The 18,091-nt window shown below is 66.0% G+C and carries 20 protein-coding genes; 14 read left to right on the top strand and 6 right to left on the bottom strand.

Annotated elements, in window-relative coordinates; all coding sequences use genetic code 11:
- Positions 1-25: 25 nt before the first annotated feature.
- Together J8I34_RS13535 and J8I34_RS13530 are read right to left on the bottom strand one after the other, a co-directional pair.
- Entirely contained in the window at positions 26-1,006 is a 981-nt protein-coding gene (locus J8I34_RS13535) for an alpha/beta fold hydrolase (RefSeq protein ID WP_209806249.1), read from the bottom strand.
- Positions 1,003-2,568, bottom strand: a complete 1,566-nt coding sequence (locus tag J8I34_RS13530) for a flavin-containing monooxygenase (protein ID WP_209806248.1) — start codon at positions 2,566-2,568, stop codon at positions 1,003-1,005. The genes J8I34_RS13535 and J8I34_RS13530 overlap by 4 nt, the downstream gene beginning before the upstream one ends.
- Before the next feature lie 86 nt (positions 2,569-2,654).
- Here J8I34_RS13530 and J8I34_RS13525 point away from each other — a divergent pair, with 86 nt between their 5' ends.
- Complete coding sequence (locus J8I34_RS13525) at positions 2,655-3,281, top strand: TetR/AcrR family transcriptional regulator (RefSeq protein ID WP_209806247.1); 627 nt, start codon at positions 2,655-2,657, stop codon at positions 3,279-3,281.
- Between the two features lie 18 nt (positions 3,282-3,299).
- On the opposite strand, the gene nth is transcribed toward J8I34_RS13525, so the two are convergent.
- Together nth and rsxB are read right to left on the bottom strand one after the other, a co-directional pair.
- Complete coding sequence (gene nth / locus J8I34_RS13520) at positions 3,300-3,944, bottom strand: endonuclease III (protein ID WP_209806246.1); 645 nt, start codon at positions 3,942-3,944, stop codon at positions 3,300-3,302.
- Positions 3,941-4,750: an electron transport complex subunit RsxB gene (gene rsxB / locus J8I34_RS13515; RefSeq protein WP_209806245.1), complete on the bottom strand. Its 810-nt coding sequence runs from the start codon at positions 4,748-4,750 to the stop codon at positions 3,941-3,943. Before rsxB ends, nth begins: the two co-directional genes overlap by 4 nt.
- A gap of 309 nt (positions 4,751-5,059) precedes the next feature.
- Here rsxB and J8I34_RS13510 point away from each other — a divergent pair, with 309 nt between their 5' ends.
- Positions 5,060-5,716 carry a TetR/AcrR family transcriptional regulator gene (locus J8I34_RS13510; protein WP_029046858.1) on the top strand — a complete coding sequence of 219 codons (657 nt, stop codon included), beginning with the start codon at positions 5,060-5,062 and terminating at the stop codon, positions 5,714-5,716.
- A 45-nt stretch (positions 5,717-5,761) separates the two neighbouring features.
- Here J8I34_RS13510 and J8I34_RS13505 read toward each other — a convergent pair whose 3' ends face one another.
- Together J8I34_RS13505 and J8I34_RS13500 are read right to left on the bottom strand one after the other, a co-directional pair.
- Positions 5,762-7,018 (bottom strand): polyhydroxyalkanoate depolymerase, encoded by a 1,257-nt coding sequence (locus J8I34_RS13505; RefSeq protein ID WP_029046859.1) that lies wholly within the window; start codon positions 7,016-7,018, stop codon positions 5,762-5,764.
- 307 nt (positions 7,019-7,325) lie between these two features.
- Positions 7,326-8,522, bottom strand: coding sequence for an amino acid aminotransferase (locus J8I34_RS13500; protein ID WP_029046860.1), 1,197 nt, complete (start codon positions 8,520-8,522; stop codon positions 7,326-7,328).
- A 258-nt stretch (positions 8,523-8,780) separates the two neighbouring features.
- On the opposite strand from J8I34_RS13500, the gene uvrB reads away from it, so the two are divergent.
- From uvrB to hscA, 12 genes are all read left to right on the top strand, one after another.
- Complete coding sequence (gene uvrB, locus J8I34_RS13495; protein ID WP_029046861.1) at positions 8,781-10,865, top strand: excinuclease ABC subunit UvrB; 2,085 nt, start codon at positions 8,781-8,783, stop codon at positions 10,863-10,865.
- 75 nt (positions 10,866-10,940) lie between these two features.
- Entirely contained in the window at positions 10,941-11,243 is a 303-nt protein-coding gene (locus J8I34_RS13490; protein ID WP_029046862.1) for a putative quinol monooxygenase, read from the top strand.
- Positions 11,244-11,263: 20 nt separating this feature from the next.
- Complete coding sequence (locus J8I34_RS13485) at positions 11,264-11,485, top strand: hypothetical protein (protein WP_029046863.1); 222 nt, start codon at positions 11,264-11,266, stop codon at positions 11,483-11,485.
- Positions 11,486-11,522: 37 nt separating this feature from the next.
- Positions 11,523-11,765 carry a hypothetical protein gene (locus J8I34_RS13480; RefSeq protein ID WP_029046864.1) on the top strand — a complete coding sequence of 81 codons (243 nt, stop codon included), beginning with the start codon at positions 11,523-11,525 and terminating at the stop codon, positions 11,763-11,765.
- Between the two features lie 141 nt (positions 11,766-11,906).
- Positions 11,907-12,395, top strand: a complete 489-nt coding sequence (locus tag J8I34_RS13475) for a low molecular weight protein-tyrosine-phosphatase (RefSeq protein WP_029046865.1) — start codon at positions 11,907-11,909, stop codon at positions 12,393-12,395.
- Positions 12,396-12,588: 193 nt separating this feature from the next.
- Positions 12,589-13,143, top strand: coding sequence for a Fe-S cluster assembly transcriptional regulator IscR (gene iscR / locus J8I34_RS13470; RefSeq protein ID WP_029046866.1), 555 nt, complete (start codon positions 12,589-12,591; stop codon positions 13,141-13,143).
- Positions 13,144-13,210: 67 nt separating this feature from the next.
- On the top strand, positions 13,211-14,434 hold the full coding sequence (locus J8I34_RS13465; RefSeq protein WP_348635715.1) for an IscS subfamily cysteine desulfurase: 1,224 nt from the start codon (positions 13,211-13,213) through the stop codon (positions 14,432-14,434).
- Between the two features lie 75 nt (positions 14,435-14,509).
- Positions 14,510-14,908 carry a Fe-S cluster assembly scaffold IscU gene (gene iscU / locus J8I34_RS13460; protein ID WP_010809025.1) on the top strand — a complete coding sequence of 133 codons (399 nt, stop codon included), beginning with the start codon at positions 14,510-14,512 and terminating at the stop codon, positions 14,906-14,908.
- A 41-nt stretch (positions 14,909-14,949) separates the two neighbouring features.
- A complete protein-coding gene (iscA, locus tag J8I34_RS13455; protein WP_010809024.1) occupies positions 14,950-15,270 on the top strand; it encodes an iron-sulfur cluster assembly protein IscA in 321 nt (106 codons plus the stop codon).
- A 20-nt stretch (positions 15,271-15,290) separates the two neighbouring features.
- Positions 15,291-15,530: a DUF3565 domain-containing protein gene (locus J8I34_RS13450; RefSeq protein WP_209770760.1), complete on the top strand. Its 240-nt coding sequence runs from the start codon at positions 15,291-15,293 to the stop codon at positions 15,528-15,530.
- 65 nt (positions 15,531-15,595) lie between these two features.
- Positions 15,596-16,114: a Fe-S protein assembly co-chaperone HscB gene (gene hscB, locus J8I34_RS13445; protein ID WP_209806244.1), complete on the top strand. Its 519-nt coding sequence runs from the start codon at positions 15,596-15,598 to the stop codon at positions 16,112-16,114.
- A gap of 96 nt (positions 16,115-16,210) precedes the next feature.
- Positions 16,211-18,076, top strand: a complete 1,866-nt coding sequence (gene hscA, locus J8I34_RS13440; protein WP_029046870.1) for a Fe-S protein assembly chaperone HscA — start codon at positions 16,211-16,213, stop codon at positions 18,074-18,076.
- Positions 18,077-18,091 lie beyond the last annotated feature (15 nt).

Here is an 18,091-nt window from a genome sequence, read left to right as displayed (position 1 = left end):
GCAGGGATCCGTGAGTCAGCGTGAGTCAGGCGAACTGCGTCGGGGCGGCGGCCGGGGCATGCAGCCGCGCGGCGGCGTCGCGCACAAAGTCGATGCAGGTGTCGATGGCGGTCACCGGCAGCATATGGCCGCCGTCTACCAGCGCCAGCGTGGCGCCAGGCACCCTGGCAACCAGCGCTTCGCCATGTTCGGCAAAATCAAGGATGCGGTCATCGCGGCCGTACAGCACGCTCACCGGCACGCGCAGCGAGCCATAATGCGGAAGCATTGCCGGCAGGCTTCGGGCGGCACCGGTCAGGTCTTCGGCAGCGGCGAGGAAATGGGACGGCCGCAGCGCCAGCAGGCCGCCACCCCGCGTCGGGAAGTCGAGCGGGAACGGGTCGGGACCGAACACGATATCCATGACTTCTTCGCGGCGACGTTCCGACATCGGCACCACCAGTGTCCACGCCAGCAGCCGGCGCAATGCGCCCGGCACGGTCATCGCCTGGAATACCGGCGAAATCGCCTTGGGCGGATGGGTGAGCGGCGCGATCAGCGCCAGGCCGCCGACGCGCCCGGGATGGTGGATGGCCAGTGCCAGCGCGATCGCGCCGCCGAGCGAGTGGCCAACCACCAGCGGTTTCTCCAATCCAAGCTGGTCGCACAGCGCTGCGAGCGCATTGGCCTGTGCCGGCAAATCCGCCGCGGTGCCTGCCACGCGCGTCGAGTGGCCCGCGCCTGGGCGGTCGACGGCGATCACGCGGAAGTGGCGGGCGAGCGGTTCGATCATGCCGTAGCCGAAGTTCTCCAGCTGTCCCGACAGGCCGTGCACCAGCAGCACGGCGGGCCCCTGGCCGCGCTCGACCACGTGCAGCCGCGCGCCGGGCACATCGACAAAGCGTCCACGCGGCGGCATTGCCGCCTCGATGCGCCGGACGGTGCGCAGCGTGTACAGCCATAGCGCGGTGCCCAGTACCACAAGCAGCCCGACCAGCAAGCCGGCGATGGTCAGGGCGATGGTCACGATTGCACCTCGCTGGCGGCAACGGCCGGCACGGCATTGGTTTCGGTGGCGCCCTGGCTGTCGCGATGAGGATGGCCAGCATGGGCGGAGGAAGTCGGGACATCGAACTGCAGCACGCCGTCGGCGATGCGCCCGTGCCGGATCGTCAGCATGTCTTTCAGGTAGTTCTGATAGACGCGCCATGGCTTGCGGTCGCCTTGACGGGGCAGCACGGTGGCGGCGCGTTGCACATAGCCCGAAGTGAAATCCAGGAACGGTGTGGGTTGCATGCCGGCGGGCGCGCGCGGCATGGCCGCGCGGTGGCCATGCCGGTCCATATGGCGCAGCAGGCGGCAGACGTACTCGGCGGTGAGATCGGCCTTGAGGGTCCACGAGGCGTTGGTATAGCCGAACGCGAGTACCAGGTTGGGCACGCCGCTCAGCATCATTCCCTTGTACGCGAACGACTCGGCGGGGCGGCGCGGCTCGCCGTCGACGCTGACCGCGATGTCGCCCAGCATGTTCAGCTTCAACCCGGTGGCCACGACCACGATATCCGCGGCGAGCGTCTTGCCGCCGGCCAGCACGATGCCGTCTTCGGTGAACCGTTCGATGGTATCGGTCTCCACCGTGGCACGGCCGTCGCGGATCGCGCCGAACAGGTCGCCATCGGGCACCAGGCACAGGCGCTGGTCCCACGGGTTGTAGCGGGGCGTGAGATGCGTCGCGACATCGAAATCCGGCTCCAGCTGTGCCGCGGCCATCCCGATCAGCCGTGCCCTGGTGCGCTCCGGCCGCCGCCGCGCCAGCTGGAAGAACATCATGCCGAGGAGCACGTTCTTCCAGCGCGTGGCGCCGTAGGCCAGCCGCTCGGGCAGCAGGCGGCGCAGCTTGTGGGCGATCGCGTCCTCGGCGGGGCGCGTCACGATGTAGGTGGGCGAGCGTTGCAGCATGGTCACGTGCCCGGCGCGCTTTGCCATCTCCGGCACCAGCGTCACGGCGGTGGCGCCGCTGCCGATCACCACCACGCGCTTGCCGCTGTAGTCGAGCGATTCGTCCCAGAACTGCGGATGCACGATGCGGCCGCGGAACTTTTCCTCGTTGGCAAAGGCCGGGCGATGGCCTTCGGCATAGCTGTAATAGCCCGCGCAGATATAGAGCAAGCGGGCGCGCAGGCGCAACCGGCTGTGATCCGCCGTGCGCTCGGCCTCCACCGTCCAGCAGCCCGCGGTGCTGTCCCACGCGGCACTGACGACCTTGTGGCCGAAGCGGATATGCGGCGTGATGCCGGCTTCGTCGGCGGTCTCGTGGATATAGGCCCGGATCGACGGGCCGTCGGCGATGGCCTTGGCGCCGCGCCAGGGCTTGAAGCGGTAGCCCAGCGTGTACATGTCCGAGTCGGAGCGGATGCCGGGGTAGCGGAACAGGTCCCAGGTGCCGCCGATGGCGTCGCGGGCTTCCAGGATGGCGTAGCGCTTGCCGGGGCAGCGCATCTGCAGGTGGCGCGCGGCGCCGATGCCGGACAGGCCGGCGCCTACGATCAGGACATCCAGGACGACATCATCGGGACGGGGGGCGGTCATGTCGGGCATCCGGGCGAGTGGCGCTTCTGACAACATAGATTGTCAGAAGCGATATGACAAGGCATCTGACAATAGGGAATGTCATAATGGCGCGCATGACCACCGACCTCACTCCCGCACGCCGCTACCGCGGCGCCGCAGCCGAAGAACGGCGCACCCAGCGCCGGGGCCAGCTGATTGCCGCGGCGGTGCAGGTCTATGGCGAGCGTGGCTACCAGAACGCCACGGTCAAGGCCGTGTGCGAAGCCGCCGGCCTGACTGAGCGCTATTTCTACGAGTCATTCCCCAACAGCGAGGCGTTGCTGCTGGCGTCGTTCCAGGCTGTCACCCACCGCTTGCTGCAGACACTGGCCCGCGCCGGGGAGGTGGCAGGCGGCGACGGCGCCAACCGGGCGCTGGCGATGCTGCGCGCCTATTTCGGGGCCCTGCAGTGCGAGCCGCGTTCGGCGCGGGTGTTCCTGGTGGAGATCCGCGGCGTCAGCAAGCTGGTCGATGGCGCGCTGGCGGATTCGCTGAGCGAATTTGGCGGCCTGCTGGCGCAAGCGCTGCTGCCGCCGGGCCGGCAGCTCGATCCGCTGCTGACCGCGGGCGTGGCGGGCGGGGTGATCCACGTCGCGCTGCGCTGGATCGGACAGGGCTACACGCCCGACGTCGAGGTGGTGGCACGCACGGCGCTGCAACTGGCCATGGTGCTGGCGCGCGAGCCGGACTAAGGCGCGCCGCCAAGTCGCTTACAACTGCGGCGCTTCCGTCTTTTCCCTGAATTCGCACAGCGGCTCGATCACGCAGTGCCAGCATTCCGGCTTGCGCGCCTTGCACACGTAGCGGCCGTGCAGGATCAGCCAGTGGTGCGCATCGTGCAGGAATTCATGCGGCACGCACGTGAGCAGCTTCTGCTCGACCACCTGCACGTTCTTGCCGGGTGCCAGCCCGGTGCGGTTCGCGACCCGGAAGATATGCGTATCCACAGCGATGGTGGGCTCGCCGAAAGCTGTGTTGAGCACCACGTTGGCGGTCTTGCGGCCCACGCCCGGCAGCGCTTCAAGCGCTTGGCGGTCGGGCGGCACCTTGCCGCCGTGCCGCTCGACCAGGATGCGGCAGGTCTCGATGACATGCTTCGCCTTGGTCTTGTACAGGCCGATGGTCTTGATGTATTCGCCCAGCCCGGCTTCGCCGAGGTCGAGCATCTGCCGCGGCGTGTGCGCGACCGGGAACAGCCGGCGCGTAGCCTTGTTGACACCGACGTCGGTAGCCTGCGCCGACAGCAGCACGGCAATCAGCAGCTCGAACGGCGAGCTGTATTCCAGCTCAGTGGTCGGGGCCGGGTTGACTTCGTGCAGCGTCTCGAAAATGGCACGGCACTTGGCGGCGTTCATTGTTGTTGTTCCGGGTCGGGTTTGGCGTCGGGGCCGACGGCCGGCTCGGTCAGGCCGGCGCGCGCGCGGCGTGCTTCGGCGGCATCGATCTGCGCCTGAACGGCGGGGGAGACGTTTTCCGTATTGCGCGGCCGCGCGGCCTGCTGCTTCTGGCGAGCGCGCTCGATCGCGGCCTGGATGATGGCGCGCTTGCGTTCCTGCGCGGCGCGCTCGGCGTCGTCCTGCGGGGCTTCGGCCTGCACCGCGGCCAGCTTGGCCGCAGCCTTGGCAGCCAGGCGCGCGTCGTTTTCCTCGCGCTCGCGCACCAGCCGGGCCCGGCGCGCCAGGTAGCGTTCGTGGGCCGCATCGGCCTGGTCCTGCGACCACGCGTCCCAGCCGGTGCGGTCACCGCTGACCGGGACCATGGCGATGCAGTCGACCGGGCAGGGCGCCACGCACAGGTCGCATCCAGTGCACAGTTCGGGAATCACCGTGTGCATCTGCTTGGCAGCACCGGCGATGGCGTCGACCGGGCATGCCTGGATGCAAAGAGTGCATCCAATGCACAGGCTCTCGTCGATCAGCGCAAGCGCGCGTGGTTGTTCGGTGCCGCGTTCGGGGTCGAGCGGCATGGGTTCGACGCCGAGCGCCCCGGCCAGCCGGCGCACCCCCTCCGCGCCACCTGGCGGGCAGCGATTGCTGGCCGCTGTGCCGGCGGCCATGGCCTCGGCGTACGGGCGGCAGCCGTTGAATCCGCATTTGGTGCACTGGGTCTGGGGTAGCAGCGCCTCGATGCGGTCGGCAAGGGACTTGACGGCGGTGTTCACGACAACAGGCTGGAATTCAGGAGACAAACCGGATCAGAACAGAACTGGACATTTATGGGACACATGCGGCGTTGTGCGTGCTTGGCGACATAGTCGCGGCCCGGGAAACACCCAGGGCGGGCACAATAGTCCCGCGAAACCCATCACCGGCAGGCGTCAGCGGGCCGGTCGGGCTTCTTCGAGCCCTCGCGCCGCAAGGATTATCCCCGATTTCGCCAATGGACAGAAACGGGGATGATGCGCGTCGCGCAGCCGGACTGCCGCATTCCGGCGTGTGCCATAATCCGCGCAACGATCGACCTGCCATCCATGTCAACAGAGACCAAGACCAAACGCGACCCCGAAGGGACGCGCCGACGCATCCTCGCTGCGGCCACCGAGGAATTCGCCAAGGGTGGTCTGGCCGGCGCCCGCGTCGACCAGATTGCCCGGCGCGCGGAAACCAACGAACGCATGCTGTATTACTACTACGGCAGCAAGGAAGGGCTGTTCCTGGCCGTGCTGGAAAAACAGTACGCCGAATTCCGCGCCGCCGAAGAGAAGCTGCACCTGGTCGACGAAGATCCGATCGCGGGCGTGCGTGCGCTGGCCCGTTTTGTCTGGGACTGGTACTACCAGCACCCCGAGTTCATCCGCCTGATCAACAGCGAGAACCTGCACGAAGCCCGCCACCTGAAGAAATCCGCGCAGCTGCAGCAACTGATCAACCCGGTTGTGGACGTGCTGGCCGATGTGATCCACAGGGGGCAGCAGCAGGGCGTGTTCCGCGACAACATCGACGTGCCGCAGTTCTACCTGACGATCTCGGCGCTGGGTTACTACGTGCTGTCCAACCGCTACACCATCAGCGCCGTGACCGGCCGCGATGTGGCTTCGCAGCACGAGCATGAGCGCTTTGCCGAGCTGCATACCGAGATGCTGCTCTGCTACCTGAAGCGCTCCTGCTGTCCCGAGAGCGCGCCATAAACAGAAACGCCCGCGATTGCGGGCGTTGTCCTGTCTGCGGCAGCGTTATTTCGCCGCGGGCTGGTGGTACTTGCGGATGAAATCGCGCAGGTCCGGATAGATGTCCTCGCGCCAGCGCCGGCCCGAGAAAATCCCGTAGTGGCCGCAATGCGGCGCGGTTACATGCTGCTTGCGGTTTTCCGGGATGCCGCTGCACAGGTCGTGGGCGGCGGCGGTCTGGCCCGCGCCCGAGATATCGTCCAGTTCACCCTCCACCGTCATCAGCGCGGTGTCCTTGATATCCTGCGGCCGCACCGGCTTGCCATCGATGGCCCACGTGCCGTTGGCCAGGCGGAATTCCTGGAACACTTCGCGGATGGTGTCGAGGTAATACTCGGCGGCCATGTCCAGCACCGCGTTGTATTCGTCGTAGAAGCGCACATGCGCCTCGGCGTCGTCGGCGTCGCCCTCGATCAGGCTCAGGTAATAGTCATAGTGCGAGGACAGGTGCCGGTCCGGGTTCATCGCCACGAAGCCGGCATGCTGCAGGAAGCCCGGGTACACACGGCGGCCGTGGCCGGGGTAGTTGGCTGGCACGGTGTAGATGACGTTGTTCTCGAACCACTCGAACGACTTGTTGATGGCCAGCGAGTTGACCGCGGTCGGGCTCTTGCGGGCATCGATCGGGCCACCCATCATCGTCATGGTGCGCGGCGTCGTCTCGCCGGCGGAAGCCATCAGCGAGATCGCGGCCAGCACCGGCACGGTCGGCTGGCACACCGAAATCACGTGCAGGTTCTCGGCGCCGATATGGCGGATGAAATCCTGGATGTAGTAGATGTAGTCCGACAGGTGGAAGGCGCCGTCTTCAGCCGGCACCATGCGCGCGTCGATCCAGTCGGTCACGTAGACCTTGTGGTCCTGCAGCAGCGTGCGCACGGTGTCCCGCAGCAGCGTGGCATGGTGGCCCGACAGGGGCGCGCACACCAGCACCACCGGCTCGTCCTTCAGCAGCTTGATGGTCTCCGGGTCGTCGGCATAGCGCTTGAAGCGCAGCAGCTTGCAGAACGGCTTTTCCAGCACGGACTGCTCGACGATGGGGATGTCGCGCCCGTTGGAGCGGACCGACTTGATGTCGAACGCGGGCTTTTCGTATTCCTTGCCGAGCCGGTACAGCAACTCGTAGCCCGCCGCAAGTCGGGGGGCTCCGGGCACCAGCGACATCGGGCTGAGGGGATTGGTGAAAGTCTTGGCGGTCGCCTGGGCCCACGCGGTCAGCGGGTGGAGGATCGAGCGCTGGAACTCATGCAGTTGGTAGAGCATGCCGTTTCTGCCTGGTCTTACTTTGGGTCACGTACCACCAAGTACTAATGTACTGACAATACACCTGGGGATCGTCGCGGATTATGCCCGTTCTCGAACGACCGTGCTAACGATCTTGCTTTGCAGCATATACCTTAAGGTACTTCCCCATCTGCGGAACACAATAAGGCATTCGCCTGATTTTTGGATGACACTGTCCTACAAGACTGAAAACAAATGCAAAAAGCGGCCGAGGCCGCTTTTTTTGGGACGCCATGTGATCCTGACGCCAGTCACGGTGCGTTGCCCTGCAGCAACGCCGGCAGCGTTACATCACCGCTGCGATCGCATCGACAACCGCATCGATATTGCGGCTGTTCAGCGCCGCCACGCAGATGCGGCCGGTGCCGACGGCGTAGATGCCGTGTTCGTTGCGCAGCCGGTCCACCTGGGCCGAGGTCAGGCCCGAGTACGAGAACATGCCGCGCTGGGCCTTGACGAAGGAGAAGTCGCCCGGTACGCCCTTGGCGGCCAGCTTGTCCACCAGCGCATGGCGCATCAGCTTGATGCGGTCGCGCATCTCGGCCAGCTCCTCTTCCCACATGGCGCGCAGTTCCGGGCTGTTCAGCACGGTGGCGACCACAGTGCCGCCGTGCGTCGGCGGGTTGGAGTAGTTGGTGCGGATCACGCGCTTGACCTGCGACATCACGCGCTGGGCTTCTTCCTTGCCGGTGGTGACGATCGACAGCGCGCCCACGCGCTCGCCGTACAGCGAGAAGCTCTTCGAGAACGAGCTCGACACGAAGAAGGGCAGGCCGGAGTCGGCGAACAGGCGCACGGCGGCGCCGTCGGCGTCGATGCCGTCGGCGAAGCCCTGGTAGGCCATGTCCAGGAACGGGATCAGGTTGCGTTCCTTGACCAGTTCCACCACTTGCTTCCACTGCTCGGGCGACAGGTCGACACCGGTCGGGTTATGGCAGCAGGCGTGCAGCACGACGATGGTGTTGGCCGGGTACGACTTCAGCGATTCCACCATGCCGGCAAAGTTCAGGCCGTGGCTGGCAGCGTCGTAGTAGGCGTAGTTGACGACCGGGAAGCCGGCGGCCTCGAACAGGGCGCGGTGGTTTTCCCAGCTCGGGTCGCTGATGGCGACCTTGGCGTCCGGGTACAGGCGCTTCAGGAAGTCGGCGCCGATCTTCAGCGCGCCGGTGCCGCCCAGTGCCTGGGCCGTCACCACGCGGCCTTCGGTGATCAGCGGCGATTCCTTGCCGAACAGCAGCGTCTGCACGGCCTGGTCATAGGCGGCGATGCCTTCGATCGGCAGGTAGCCACGCGGGGTGGCGGTGGTCAGACGGGCTTTTTCTGCCTCCTGGACGGCGCGCAGCAGGGGGATTTTCCCTTCGTCGGTGAAGTACACGCCAACGCCCAGGTTGACCTTGGTGGCGCGGGTGTCGGCATTGAAGGCTTCGTTGAGGCCCAGGATTGGGTCACGCGGGGCCATCTCGACGGCAGAAAACAAACTCATTTGGAATCTCGTGGTCGGCAATGAAAGAAAACGGGAAGGCGTAGAATGCTCCGGACTGCGCTGGCGGCTGGCAGGCCCCCATTCCGTTCTGGGCGGAATCGGCCCCACGCCGTTGGGAACGGCTTGAGGCGGCTTGAACCGGGGGCTGTCAACCCCAAGATTCTAGCGTATCCGCCCGTTTTCCTGAGGTTTTTCCCTAATCTCGCCCTCACTTCTTTCGTTACTTCTTTATTACCTCTTCCCGCTATTCCGCCCCCTATGTCGAACCTTGCAGAAGCCGCGCCGGCCCTGGACGAAAGCAAATTCGTCACATTTCCCGGCTCCCCGTTCCAGCTGTACCAGCCGTTCCCGCCCGCCGGGGACCAGCCGGAGGCGATCCGCCAGCTGGTGGAGGGGGTGGAGGACGGCCTGTCTTACCAGACATTGCTGGGCGTGACCGGGTCGGGCAAGACCTTCACCATGGCCAACACGATCGCCCGCCTGGGGCGGCCGGCGATCGTGTTCGCGCCCAACAAGACGCTGGCGGCACAGCTGTATGCCGAGTTCCGCGAGTTCTTTCCGCGCAACGCGGTCGAGTATTTCGTCAGCTACTACGACTACTACCAGCCTGAGGCCTACGTCCCACAACGCGACCTGTTCATCGAGAAGGACTCGTCGATCAACGAGCATATCGAGCAGATGCGGCTGTCGGCGACCAAAAGCCTGCTGGAGCGCCGCGACACGGTGATCGTGGCGACGGTCTCGGCGATCTATGGTATCGGCAACCCGAACGAATACCACCAGATGATTCTCACTTTGCGGGCCGGCGACAAGATCAGCCAGCGCGACGTGATCGCGCGCCTGATTGCCATGCAGTACACCCGCAACGAGACCGATTTCCAGCGCGGCACGTTCCGCGTGCGCGGCGACACCATCGACATCTTCCCGGCGGAGCATGCCGAGATGGCGGTGCGGCTGGAGATGTTCGACGACGAAGTGGAATCCCTGCAATTCTTCGATCCGCTGACCGGCCGCGTGAAACAGAAGATCCCGCGCTTTACGGTCTATCCGTCGAGCCACTATGTGACGCCGCGCGAGACCGTGCTGCGCGCGATCGAGGCGATCAAGGACGAGCTGCGCGACCGGCTGGAGTTCTTCCACAAGGAAAACCGGCTGGTCGAAGCGCAGCGGCTGGAGCAGCGTACCCGCTTCGATCTCGAAATGCTTTCGGAGCTGGGCTTCTGCAAGGGCATCGAGAACTATTCGCGCCATCTGTCCGGCGCGCGCCCCGGCGAGCCGCCGCCGACGCTGGTTGACTACCTGCCGTCCGATGCGCTGATGTTCCTGGACGAGTCGCACGTGCTGATCGGCCAGCTCAACGGCATGTACAACGGCGACCGCGCGCGCAAGACCACGCTGGTCGAGTACGGTTTCCGGCTGCCGTCGGCACTGGACAACCGGCCGCTCAAGTTCGACGAGTTCGAGCGCAAGATGCGGCAGGTGATGTTCGTCAGCGCGACGCCCGCGCAGTTCGAGCAGGAGCATGCGGGGCAGGTGGTGGAGCAGGTGGTGCGCCCGACCGGGCTGGTCGACCCGACTATCATCGTGCGTCCGGCGACCACGCAGGTGGATGACCTGCTATCGGAAATCCACGCGCGCGTGGAGGTCAACGAGCGCGTGCTGGTGACCACGCTGACCAAGCGCATGGCCGAGCAGCTGACCGAGTTCCTGTCCGAGAACGGCGTCAAGGTGCGCTACCTGCACTCGGACATCGACACCGTGGAGCGCGTCGAGATCATCCGCGACCTGCGCCTGGGCACCTTCGACGTGCTGGTCGGCATCAACCTGCTGCGCGAGGGCCTGGATATCCCCGAGGTCTCGCTGGTGGCGATCCTGGATGCCGACAAGGAAGGCTTCCTGCGCGCTGAGCGCTCGCTGATCCAGACCATCGGCCGCGCCGCGCGCAACGTCAATGGCACCGCCATCCTGTATGGCGACCGCATGACCGACTCGATGCAGAAGGCCATCAGCGAGACCGAGCGACGCCGCGCCAAGCAGATGGCCTTCAACGAGGCCAACGGCATCATTCCGCGCGGCGTGGTCAAGCGCATCAAGGACATCATCGACGGCGTGTACAACGCCAGCGATGCCAAGGCCGAGCTGCAGGCCGCGCAGGAGCAGGCGCGCTACGAAGACATGAGCGAGAAGCAGGTGTCGAAGGAAATCAAGCGGCTGGAAAAGCTCATGCTCGACCATGCCCGCAACCTGGAGTTCGAGCAGGCGGCACAGGTGCGCGACCAGCTGGCCAAGCTCAAGGCGCAGGTGTTCGGCGCCAGCGGCGAGGGCGCGCTGCCGCCTGCCTGAACCTGCGCCGCGGGGCGGGTGTGCGCCGTGGCTGGCCTATAGTGAAATGCGTCAGAATCGATCCGGAGGCGCATCATGGTAAAGCTTGGCCTGTGGGTCCCGCTGGAGGCGCGGCCCGGCAAGGAGCAGGAAGTCGAGCAGTTCCTGCGCGACGGTCTGGCGCTGGTGCAGCAGGAGACCGGTACCACGGCCTGGTTCGCGCTGCGCGTGGGGCCGTCGATGTTCGGCATCTTCGATGCCTTTGCCGATGAATCCGCGCGCGAGGCGCACCTGGCCGGCAAGGTTGCCGCCGCGCTGATGGCCAAGGCGCCGGAGTTGTTCATGGCTACGCCGCCGATCCAGAAGCTGGAGGTGCTGGCGGCCAAGCTGCCGGCGTGAACCGGGCGTAAGGAGCTGCCATGGAACGCCAATTCGAGTACGGGGGCTATCTGGTCGTGGCCAGCGCGGTGCCCAATGCCGCAGGCGGCTTCGCCGGGCAGATGCGCATTGCCGACGCCTTTGGCGAGCCGGCCGGCCCGACCTACGAGGCCATCGCCGGCGATGCGCCGACGCAGGAAGCGGCCGTAGCGCTGGCCGAGGCTGCGGCGATGCGGGCCATCGATGCCGGCGAGGTCAACTAGCCGCCCACCCTGTCCCATTTCCCGAGGAGAACACACAATGACCGAGATCGGCGACTGGAAGAAAAAGGTCTATGAAACCCACGAAGTGCAGGTCCAGGTCAAGCAACGCTCGCAAAGCGAATGGTCGTACACCGTGCGCGTCTGCCGCCCGGGGACCAATATCCGCGCCGCCGGCACGCTGACCGAGACCTCGCGCATCACCGACCATTTCAAGTCCGCCGAAGCCGCTACAGTGGCCGGTTTTGCACACGGAGAGCGCCTGGCCAAACAGCTCGCGTAGCCTGGCGTCCCGGGGCGGGCCGACCACGCTTGGCGGCCGTTCCGCACGGACGGCTAGAATTTGCACCTCTCCAGACGCGGGGCACGTTGGCAGGAAGCCTTGGGCGCCCCGCCTCGGCCGCGCTTGCGCCTTGATCGACCGATGAAGAAATACGCCATCCTGATGTGTTGCATGGGCAACATCTGCCGCTCGCCGACGGCGGAAGGCGTGCTGCGCGCCAAATTGGCGGCCGCCGGACTGGAACTGCTGGTCGAGCTGGATTCGGCCGGCACCCACGAATACCATCTGGGCCGGGCGCCCGACCCGCGTACGCAGCGCGCAGCGCTGCGGCGTGGCTACGATCTGTCCGCGCTGCGCGCCCGCAAGGTCGGCCTGCCCGATTTCGACCGCTTCGATCTGATCCTGGCGATGGACCGCGACAATCTCGACGGCCTGGCGCGCCTGCATCCCGATGCCGGCGACAAGGTGCGCCTGCTGATGAGCTTCGCTACCCGCCACGACGCCGACGAAGTGCCGGATCCGTACTACGGCGAGGGCGACGGCTTCGAGCGCGTGCTGGACTACGTCGAGGACGCTTGCGACGGCCTGGTCGCGATGCTGCGGCAGCGGCTGCAGCATCCCGCAGACTGATCCGCGGTGCGGCGCCGCATCCTGAAATTGCGTTGGCGCTGGCCTTGCCGTGCGAGGCGGCAAGCCCGGCGAGGGCTGCCGGGGAGCGCGGCGCTTGATGCGCTGCGGTAGGGGTAGTTGACTGAATTAGTCGGGTACCTTTATACTTGACGGAAATGATCAAGTATTCGCTTTACCCCCAGAGCCCTGCACCATGAGACTGACCACCAAAGGCCGCTTCGCGGTCACTGCGATGATCGACCTGGCGATGCGCCAGGACCAGGGACCGGTGACGCTCGCCGGCATCAGCCAGCGCCAGAAGATCTCGCTATCCTACCTGGAACAGCTGTTTGGCAAGCTGCGCCGGCATGAGATCGTCGAAAGCGTGCGCGGTCCGGGCGGTGGCTACAGCCTGGCGCGCAAGGCCGAAGACGTCACGGTGGCGGACATCATCATCGCCGTCGACGAGCCGCTTGACGCCACCCAGTGCGGTGGAAAAGGCAATTGTAACGGAGATGACGGCTCCGGGCGTTGCATGACCCACGAACTGTGGGCAACGCTGAACCAGAAGATGGTCGAGTACCTCGACTCCGTCTCCCTCAAGAACCTGGTGGACCAGCAGCGCGAACGCCAGCCGGCGGTGCTGCACGACATGCGCGAGGAAGCCGCGCAGCCGGCCCCTGCCGCAGGGCGCGGCAAGGCCGACAAGCAGGAAAAGCCGGTTCGGGCGAGGGTGGTGAATTCAGTATTCAGCCTGGCGCAATCCTGAGCGTCTACCAAGGCACGCGGCAGGCAACGACAGTAATCAGCGATACAGCGGTCCCTAAAAGGCAGTCATAACGATGAGCACCCCACATTTCCCCATCTACATGGATTACTCGGCCACCACGCCGGTGGACCCGCGCGTGGCGGACAAGATGATTCCGTACCTGCGCGAGCAGTTCGGCAACCCCGCCTCGCGCAGCCATGCGTACGGCTGGGACGCGGAGCGCGCGGTGGAAGAAGCGCGCGAGCAGGTCGCCGCACTGGTCGGCGCCGACCCGCGCGAGATCGTGTGGACGTCGGGTGCGACCGAATCGGACAACCTGGCCATCAAGGGTGCCGCGAACTTCTATTCGGGCAAGGGCAAGCACATCATCACCGTGAAGACCGAGCACAAGGCCGTGCTCGACACCACGCGCGAACTGGAGCGCCAGGGCTTCGAGGTGACCTACCTGGACGTGAAGGAAAACGGCCTGCTCGACATGGATGTGTTCAAGCAGGCGCTGCGCCCGGACACGATCCTGGTGTCGGTGATGCTGGTCAACAACGAGATCGGCGTGATCCAGGACGTCGAGCAGATCGGCGAGATTTGCCGCGAAAAGGGCATTATCTTCCACTGCGACGCCGCTCAGGCGACCGGCAAGGTGGCGATCGACTTGAGCAAGCTGAAGTGCGACCTGATGTCGTTCTCGGCCCACAAGACCTATGGCCCGAAGGGCATCGGCGCGCTGTATGTGCGCCGCAAGCCGCGCGTGCGCATCGAGGCGCAGATGCACGGCGGCGGCCATGAGCGCGGCATGCGCTCGGGCACGCTGGCCACGCACCAGATCGTCGGCATGGGCGAAGCCTTCCGCATCGCCCGCGAAGAGATGGCCACCGAAAACGAACGCATCCGCATGCTGCGCGACCGCCTGTGGAACGGCCTGTCGGACATGGAAGAGGTCTACCTGAACGGTGACCTGGAGCACCGCGTACCGCACAACCTGAACGTCAGCTTCAACTTCGTCGAAGGCGAGTCGCTGATCATGGCGATCAAGGACGTGGCGGTGTCGTCCGGTTCGGCCTGCACCTCGGCTTCGCTGGAGCCGTCGTACGTGCTGCGCGCGCTGGGCCGCAACGATGAACTGGCGCACAGCTCGATCCGCTTCACGGTGGGCCGCTTCACCACCGAGCAGGAGATCGACTTCACCGTCCAGCTGCTCAAGTCCAAGATCGGCAAGCTGCGCGACCTGTCGCCGCTGTGGGAAATGTTCAAGGACGGCGTCGACCTGAATTCGATCCAGTGGGCCGCGCACTAAGCGCCTTGGGTACCTGCAGGATCCAGCAAAGATAACAGCAATACCCCCGCAAAAGATACGCAAGAGGTAAGCAAAATGTCATACAGCACGAAGGTTCTCGACCACTATGAAAACCCCCGCAACGTCGGTTCGTTCGACAAGAATGACGATGCGGTCGGCACCGGCATGGTCGGCGCCCCGGCTTGCGGCGACGTGATGAAGCTGCAGATCAAGGTCAACGAGGCTGGCGTGATCGAAGACGCCAAGTTCAAGACCTATGGCTGCGGCTCGGCCATCGCCTCGTCGTCGCTGGTGACCGAGTGGGTCAAGGGCAAGACCGTTGACCAGGCGCTGGAGATCAAGAACACCCAGATCGCCGAGGAACTGGCCCTGCCGCCGGTGAAGATCCACTGCTCGATCCTGGCTGAAGACGCGATCAAGGCCGCTGTCGAAGACTACAAGAAGAAGCACGGCGCGGAGCAGAAGGCCGCCTGATCCTGTCGATCGACAAGCGAAGCACGAAGGAAGACGCAACGATGATCACGATGACCGAGAAGGCGGCCAAGCACGTCGCCCGTTACCTGGAGCGCCGCGGCAAGGGCGTGGGCCTGCGCCTGGGCGTGAAGACCACCGGCTGCTCGGGCCTGGCCTACAAGCTGGAATACGTGGATGAGCTGCTGCCGGAAGACGCGGTGTTCGAGTCGCACGGCATCAAGGTCATCGTTGACGCCAAGAGCCTGCCGTACATCGATGGCACCGAACTTGACTATGCGCGCGAAGGGTTGAACGAAGGGTTCCGCTTCAACAACCCCAACGTCAAGGACGAGTGCGGCTGCGGCGAGTCGTTCACGGTCTGAGCAGCATTGCGGTAGCGTCGGTGGAGCGCAGCATCACCGGGTTCCACCGGGACGAGGAAGGCCATTGGGTGGCCGAACTCGATTGCGGCCATGGCCAGCACGTCCGGCACGATCCGCCGTGGCAGTTGCGGCCGTGGACGCAGAGCGAGCAGGGCCGCGCCGGCATGATCGGCACGCGGGTGAACTGCCTGAAGTGCGACCGCAACGAACCGCCGGCGGAGTGGGCCCTGGCGCGGGCCAGCCAGCCTGCCGGCCGCTAACGGCCGCTAATGGCGGCAAATGGACGAAGGGGCGGCGCGGCCGCTCTTTTTTCTTGGGGAAGCAGTTGAAAGACGATTTTTTTGCGCTGTTCGGCCTGCCGGCGCAGTTCGGCGTCGACGAGGCCGCGCTGGATGCGGCCTATCGCACCGTGCAGTCGCAGGCGCATCCGGACCGCTTCGCCAACGCCGGCGATGCCGAGCGCCGCGTGGCCATGCAGTGGGCCGCGCATGCCAATGAAGCCTATCGCACGCTGCGCCAGCCGCTGCGGCGCGCGACCTACCTGCTGAAGCTGCGCGGCGTGGATGTGCAGGCGGAGAACAACACCGCCATGTCGCCCGCCTTCCTGATGCAGCAGATGGAGTGGCGCGAAGCGCTGCAGGAAGCGGCGGAAGCGCGCGACGTGGGCCGCCTCGATGCGCTGCTGCGCGAGCTGCGCCAGGAAAAGCGCGAGGCCCACGCCGCACTGGGCGCGCTGCTTGACGCCGGCGACAACGATGCAGCCGGCGGCGCGGTGCGCCAACTGATGTTTATCGAGAAGATCGAGCACGATACCAGCGAGGCCATCGACCGGCTGGAAGACTGACCGGCACGATTGCCGGGGCCGTGACACAATGGCGCCCGGCTTGAAAACCGCCCGCATGGCGGTTTCCCCTGCCGTACAAGACAGCGAAGAATTACCATGGCACTGCTCCAGATTTCCGAACCCGGCATGTCGCCGGCGCCCCACCAACGCCGCCTGGCCGTCGGCATCGACCTCGGCACCACCAACTCTCTGGTGGCCGCGGTGCGCAGCAGCATCCCCGAGGTGCTGGGCGACGAGCGCGGCCGTGCGCTGCTGCCGTCGGTCGTGCGCTACCTGCCGGACCGTACCGCGCATATCGGCTATCGGGCCCAGGACGAAGCGGTGCGCGATCCCAAGAACACCATCGTCTCGGTCAAGCGCTTCATGGGCCGCGGCCTGCGCGACGTGGCCAATATCGAGCACAGCCCGTACGACTTCGTCGATGCGCCCGGCATGGTGCAGATCAAGACCGCCGCCGGCGTGAAGAGCCCGGTGGAAATCTCGGCAGAAATCCTGGCCACGCTGCGCCAGCGCGCCGAAGACACGCTGGGCGACGACCTTGTCGGCGCGGTCATCACCGTGCCGGCATATTTCGATGAGGCGCAGCGCCAGGCGACCAAGGACGCCGCGCGCCTGGCCGGCCTGGAAGTGCTGCGCCTGCTCAACGAGCCCACCGCCGCGGCCATTGCCTATGGCCTCGACAACGCGGCCGAAGGCGTCTACGCGGTCTATGACCTGGGCGGCGGCACCTTCGATATCTCGGTGCTAAAGCTCACACGCGGCGTGTTCGAGGTGATGGCCACCGGCGGCGATTCCGCGCTGGGCGGCGATGACTTCGACCAGCGCCTGCTGTGCTGGATCGTCGAGCAGGCCAATCTGCAGCCGCTGTCGGCGCAGGACATGCGCCTGCTGATGGTGCGCGCGCGCGCCGCCAAGGAAGCCCTGTCGGAAGCGGACAGCACCGTGATCGACGCAGTGCTTGACTCCGGCGAGATCGTCCACCTGACGCTGACTGACGAGACTTTCGAGAAGATCACCGCGCATCTGGTGCAGAAGACCCTGGCGCCTGTGCGCAAGGCGCTGCGCGACGCCGGCGTGACGCCCGACGACGTCAAGGGTGTGGTGCTGGTCGGCGGCGCCACGCGCATGCCGTCGATCCGCAAGGCGGTGGGCGATTACTTTGGCCAGACTCCGCTGACCAACCTCGACCCCGACCGCGTGGTGGCGCTGGGCGCCGCGATGCAGGCCAACCTGCTGGCCGGCAACCATGCGCCGGGCGAAGACTGGCTGCTGCTCGACGTGATCCCGCTGTCGCTGGGCGTCGAGACCATGGGCGGCCTGGTCGAGAAGATCATCCCGCGCAACAGCACCATCCCGGTGGCGCGCGCGCAGGAATTCACCACCTTCAAGGACGGCCAGACCGCGATGGCGATCCACGTGCTGCAGGGCGAGCGCGAGCTGGCCAGCGACTGCCGCTCGCTGGCGCGCTTCGAGCTGCGCGGGATCCCGCCGATGGTGGCGGGCGCGGCGCGCATCCGCGTGACCTACCAGGTCGATGCGGACGGGCTGCTGTCCGTGACCGCGCGCGAGACGCATTCGGGCGTGGAAGCCTCGGTGACGGTCAAGCCGTCGTACGGGCTGGCCGACGACGATATCGCGCGCATGCTGCAGGACAGCTTCCGCGAGGCCGAGCACGATATGAAGAGCCGCGCGCTGGCAGAAGAACGTGTCGAGGCCGACCGCCTGGTCGAGGCCACCGAGCGTGCGCTGGAAACCGATGGCGACCTGCTGTCGGCCGAAGAGCGCGCGCAGGTCGAAGCGCTGATCGCCGGCGTGCGCGAGATCGCCAGGGGTGAAGACCACCTGGCGATCCGCGCCACGGTGGAAAAGCTGTCGCACGGCACCGATGAATTTGCCGCCCGCCGCATGGACCGCTCGATCAAGAGCGCGCTGGCCGGGCGCAAGGTGCAGGAACTGGGCTGATCACCGCGCCTGCAC

Origin of the sequence: Cupriavidus phytohabitans (assembly GCF_017815025.1) — a bacterium.
In the GTDB taxonomy this organism is placed as follows: Bacteria; Pseudomonadota; Gammaproteobacteria; order Burkholderiales; family Burkholderiaceae; genus Cupriavidus.
This window is presented reverse-complemented; position numbering and strand designations above follow the sequence as displayed.

Bases quoted from the DNA above. Each gene is read 5' to 3' on its own strand.
- J8I34_RS13530 (WP_209806248.1), bottom strand. From the start codon at position 2,568: ATGACCGCCCCCCGTCCCGATGATGTCGTCCTGGATGTCCTGATCGTA.
- J8I34_RS13525 (WP_209806247.1), top strand. From the start codon at position 2,655: ATGGCGCGCATGACCACCGACCTCACTCCCGCACGCCGCTACCGCGGC.
- nth (WP_209806246.1), bottom strand. From the start codon at position 3,944: ATGAACGCCGCCAAGTGCCGTGCCATTTTCGAGACGCTGCACGAAGTC.
- J8I34_RS13510 (WP_029046858.1), top strand. From the start codon at position 5,060: ATGTCAACAGAGACCAAGACCAAACGCGACCCCGAAGGGACGCGCCGA.
- J8I34_RS13505 (WP_029046859.1), bottom strand. From the start codon at position 7,018: ATGCTCTACCAACTGCATGAGTTCCAGCGCTCGATCCTCCACCCGCTG.
- J8I34_RS13500 (WP_029046860.1), bottom strand. From the start codon at position 8,522: ATGAGTTTGTTTTCTGCCGTCGAGATGGCCCCGCGTGACCCAATCCTG.
- uvrB (WP_029046861.1), top strand. From the start codon at position 8,781: ATGTCGAACCTTGCAGAAGCCGCGCCGGCCCTGGACGAAAGCAAATTC.
- J8I34_RS13490 (WP_029046862.1), top strand. From the start codon at position 10,941: ATGGTAAAGCTTGGCCTGTGGGTCCCGCTGGAGGCGCGGCCCGGCAAG.
- J8I34_RS13485 (WP_029046863.1), top strand. From the start codon at position 11,264: ATGGAACGCCAATTCGAGTACGGGGGCTATCTGGTCGTGGCCAGCGCG.
- J8I34_RS13480 (WP_029046864.1), top strand. From the start codon at position 11,523: ATGACCGAGATCGGCGACTGGAAGAAAAAGGTCTATGAAACCCACGAA.
- J8I34_RS13475 (WP_029046865.1), top strand. From the start codon at position 11,907: ATGAAGAAATACGCCATCCTGATGTGTTGCATGGGCAACATCTGCCGC.
- iscR (WP_029046866.1), top strand. From the start codon at position 12,589: ATGAGACTGACCACCAAAGGCCGCTTCGCGGTCACTGCGATGATCGAC.
- iscU (WP_010809025.1), top strand. From the start codon at position 14,510: ATGTCATACAGCACGAAGGTTCTCGACCACTATGAAAACCCCCGCAAC.
- iscA (WP_010809024.1), top strand. From the start codon at position 14,950: ATGATCACGATGACCGAGAAGGCGGCCAAGCACGTCGCCCGTTACCTG.
- hscA (WP_029046870.1), top strand. From the start codon at position 16,211: ATGGCACTGCTCCAGATTTCCGAACCCGGCATGTCGCCGGCGCCCCAC.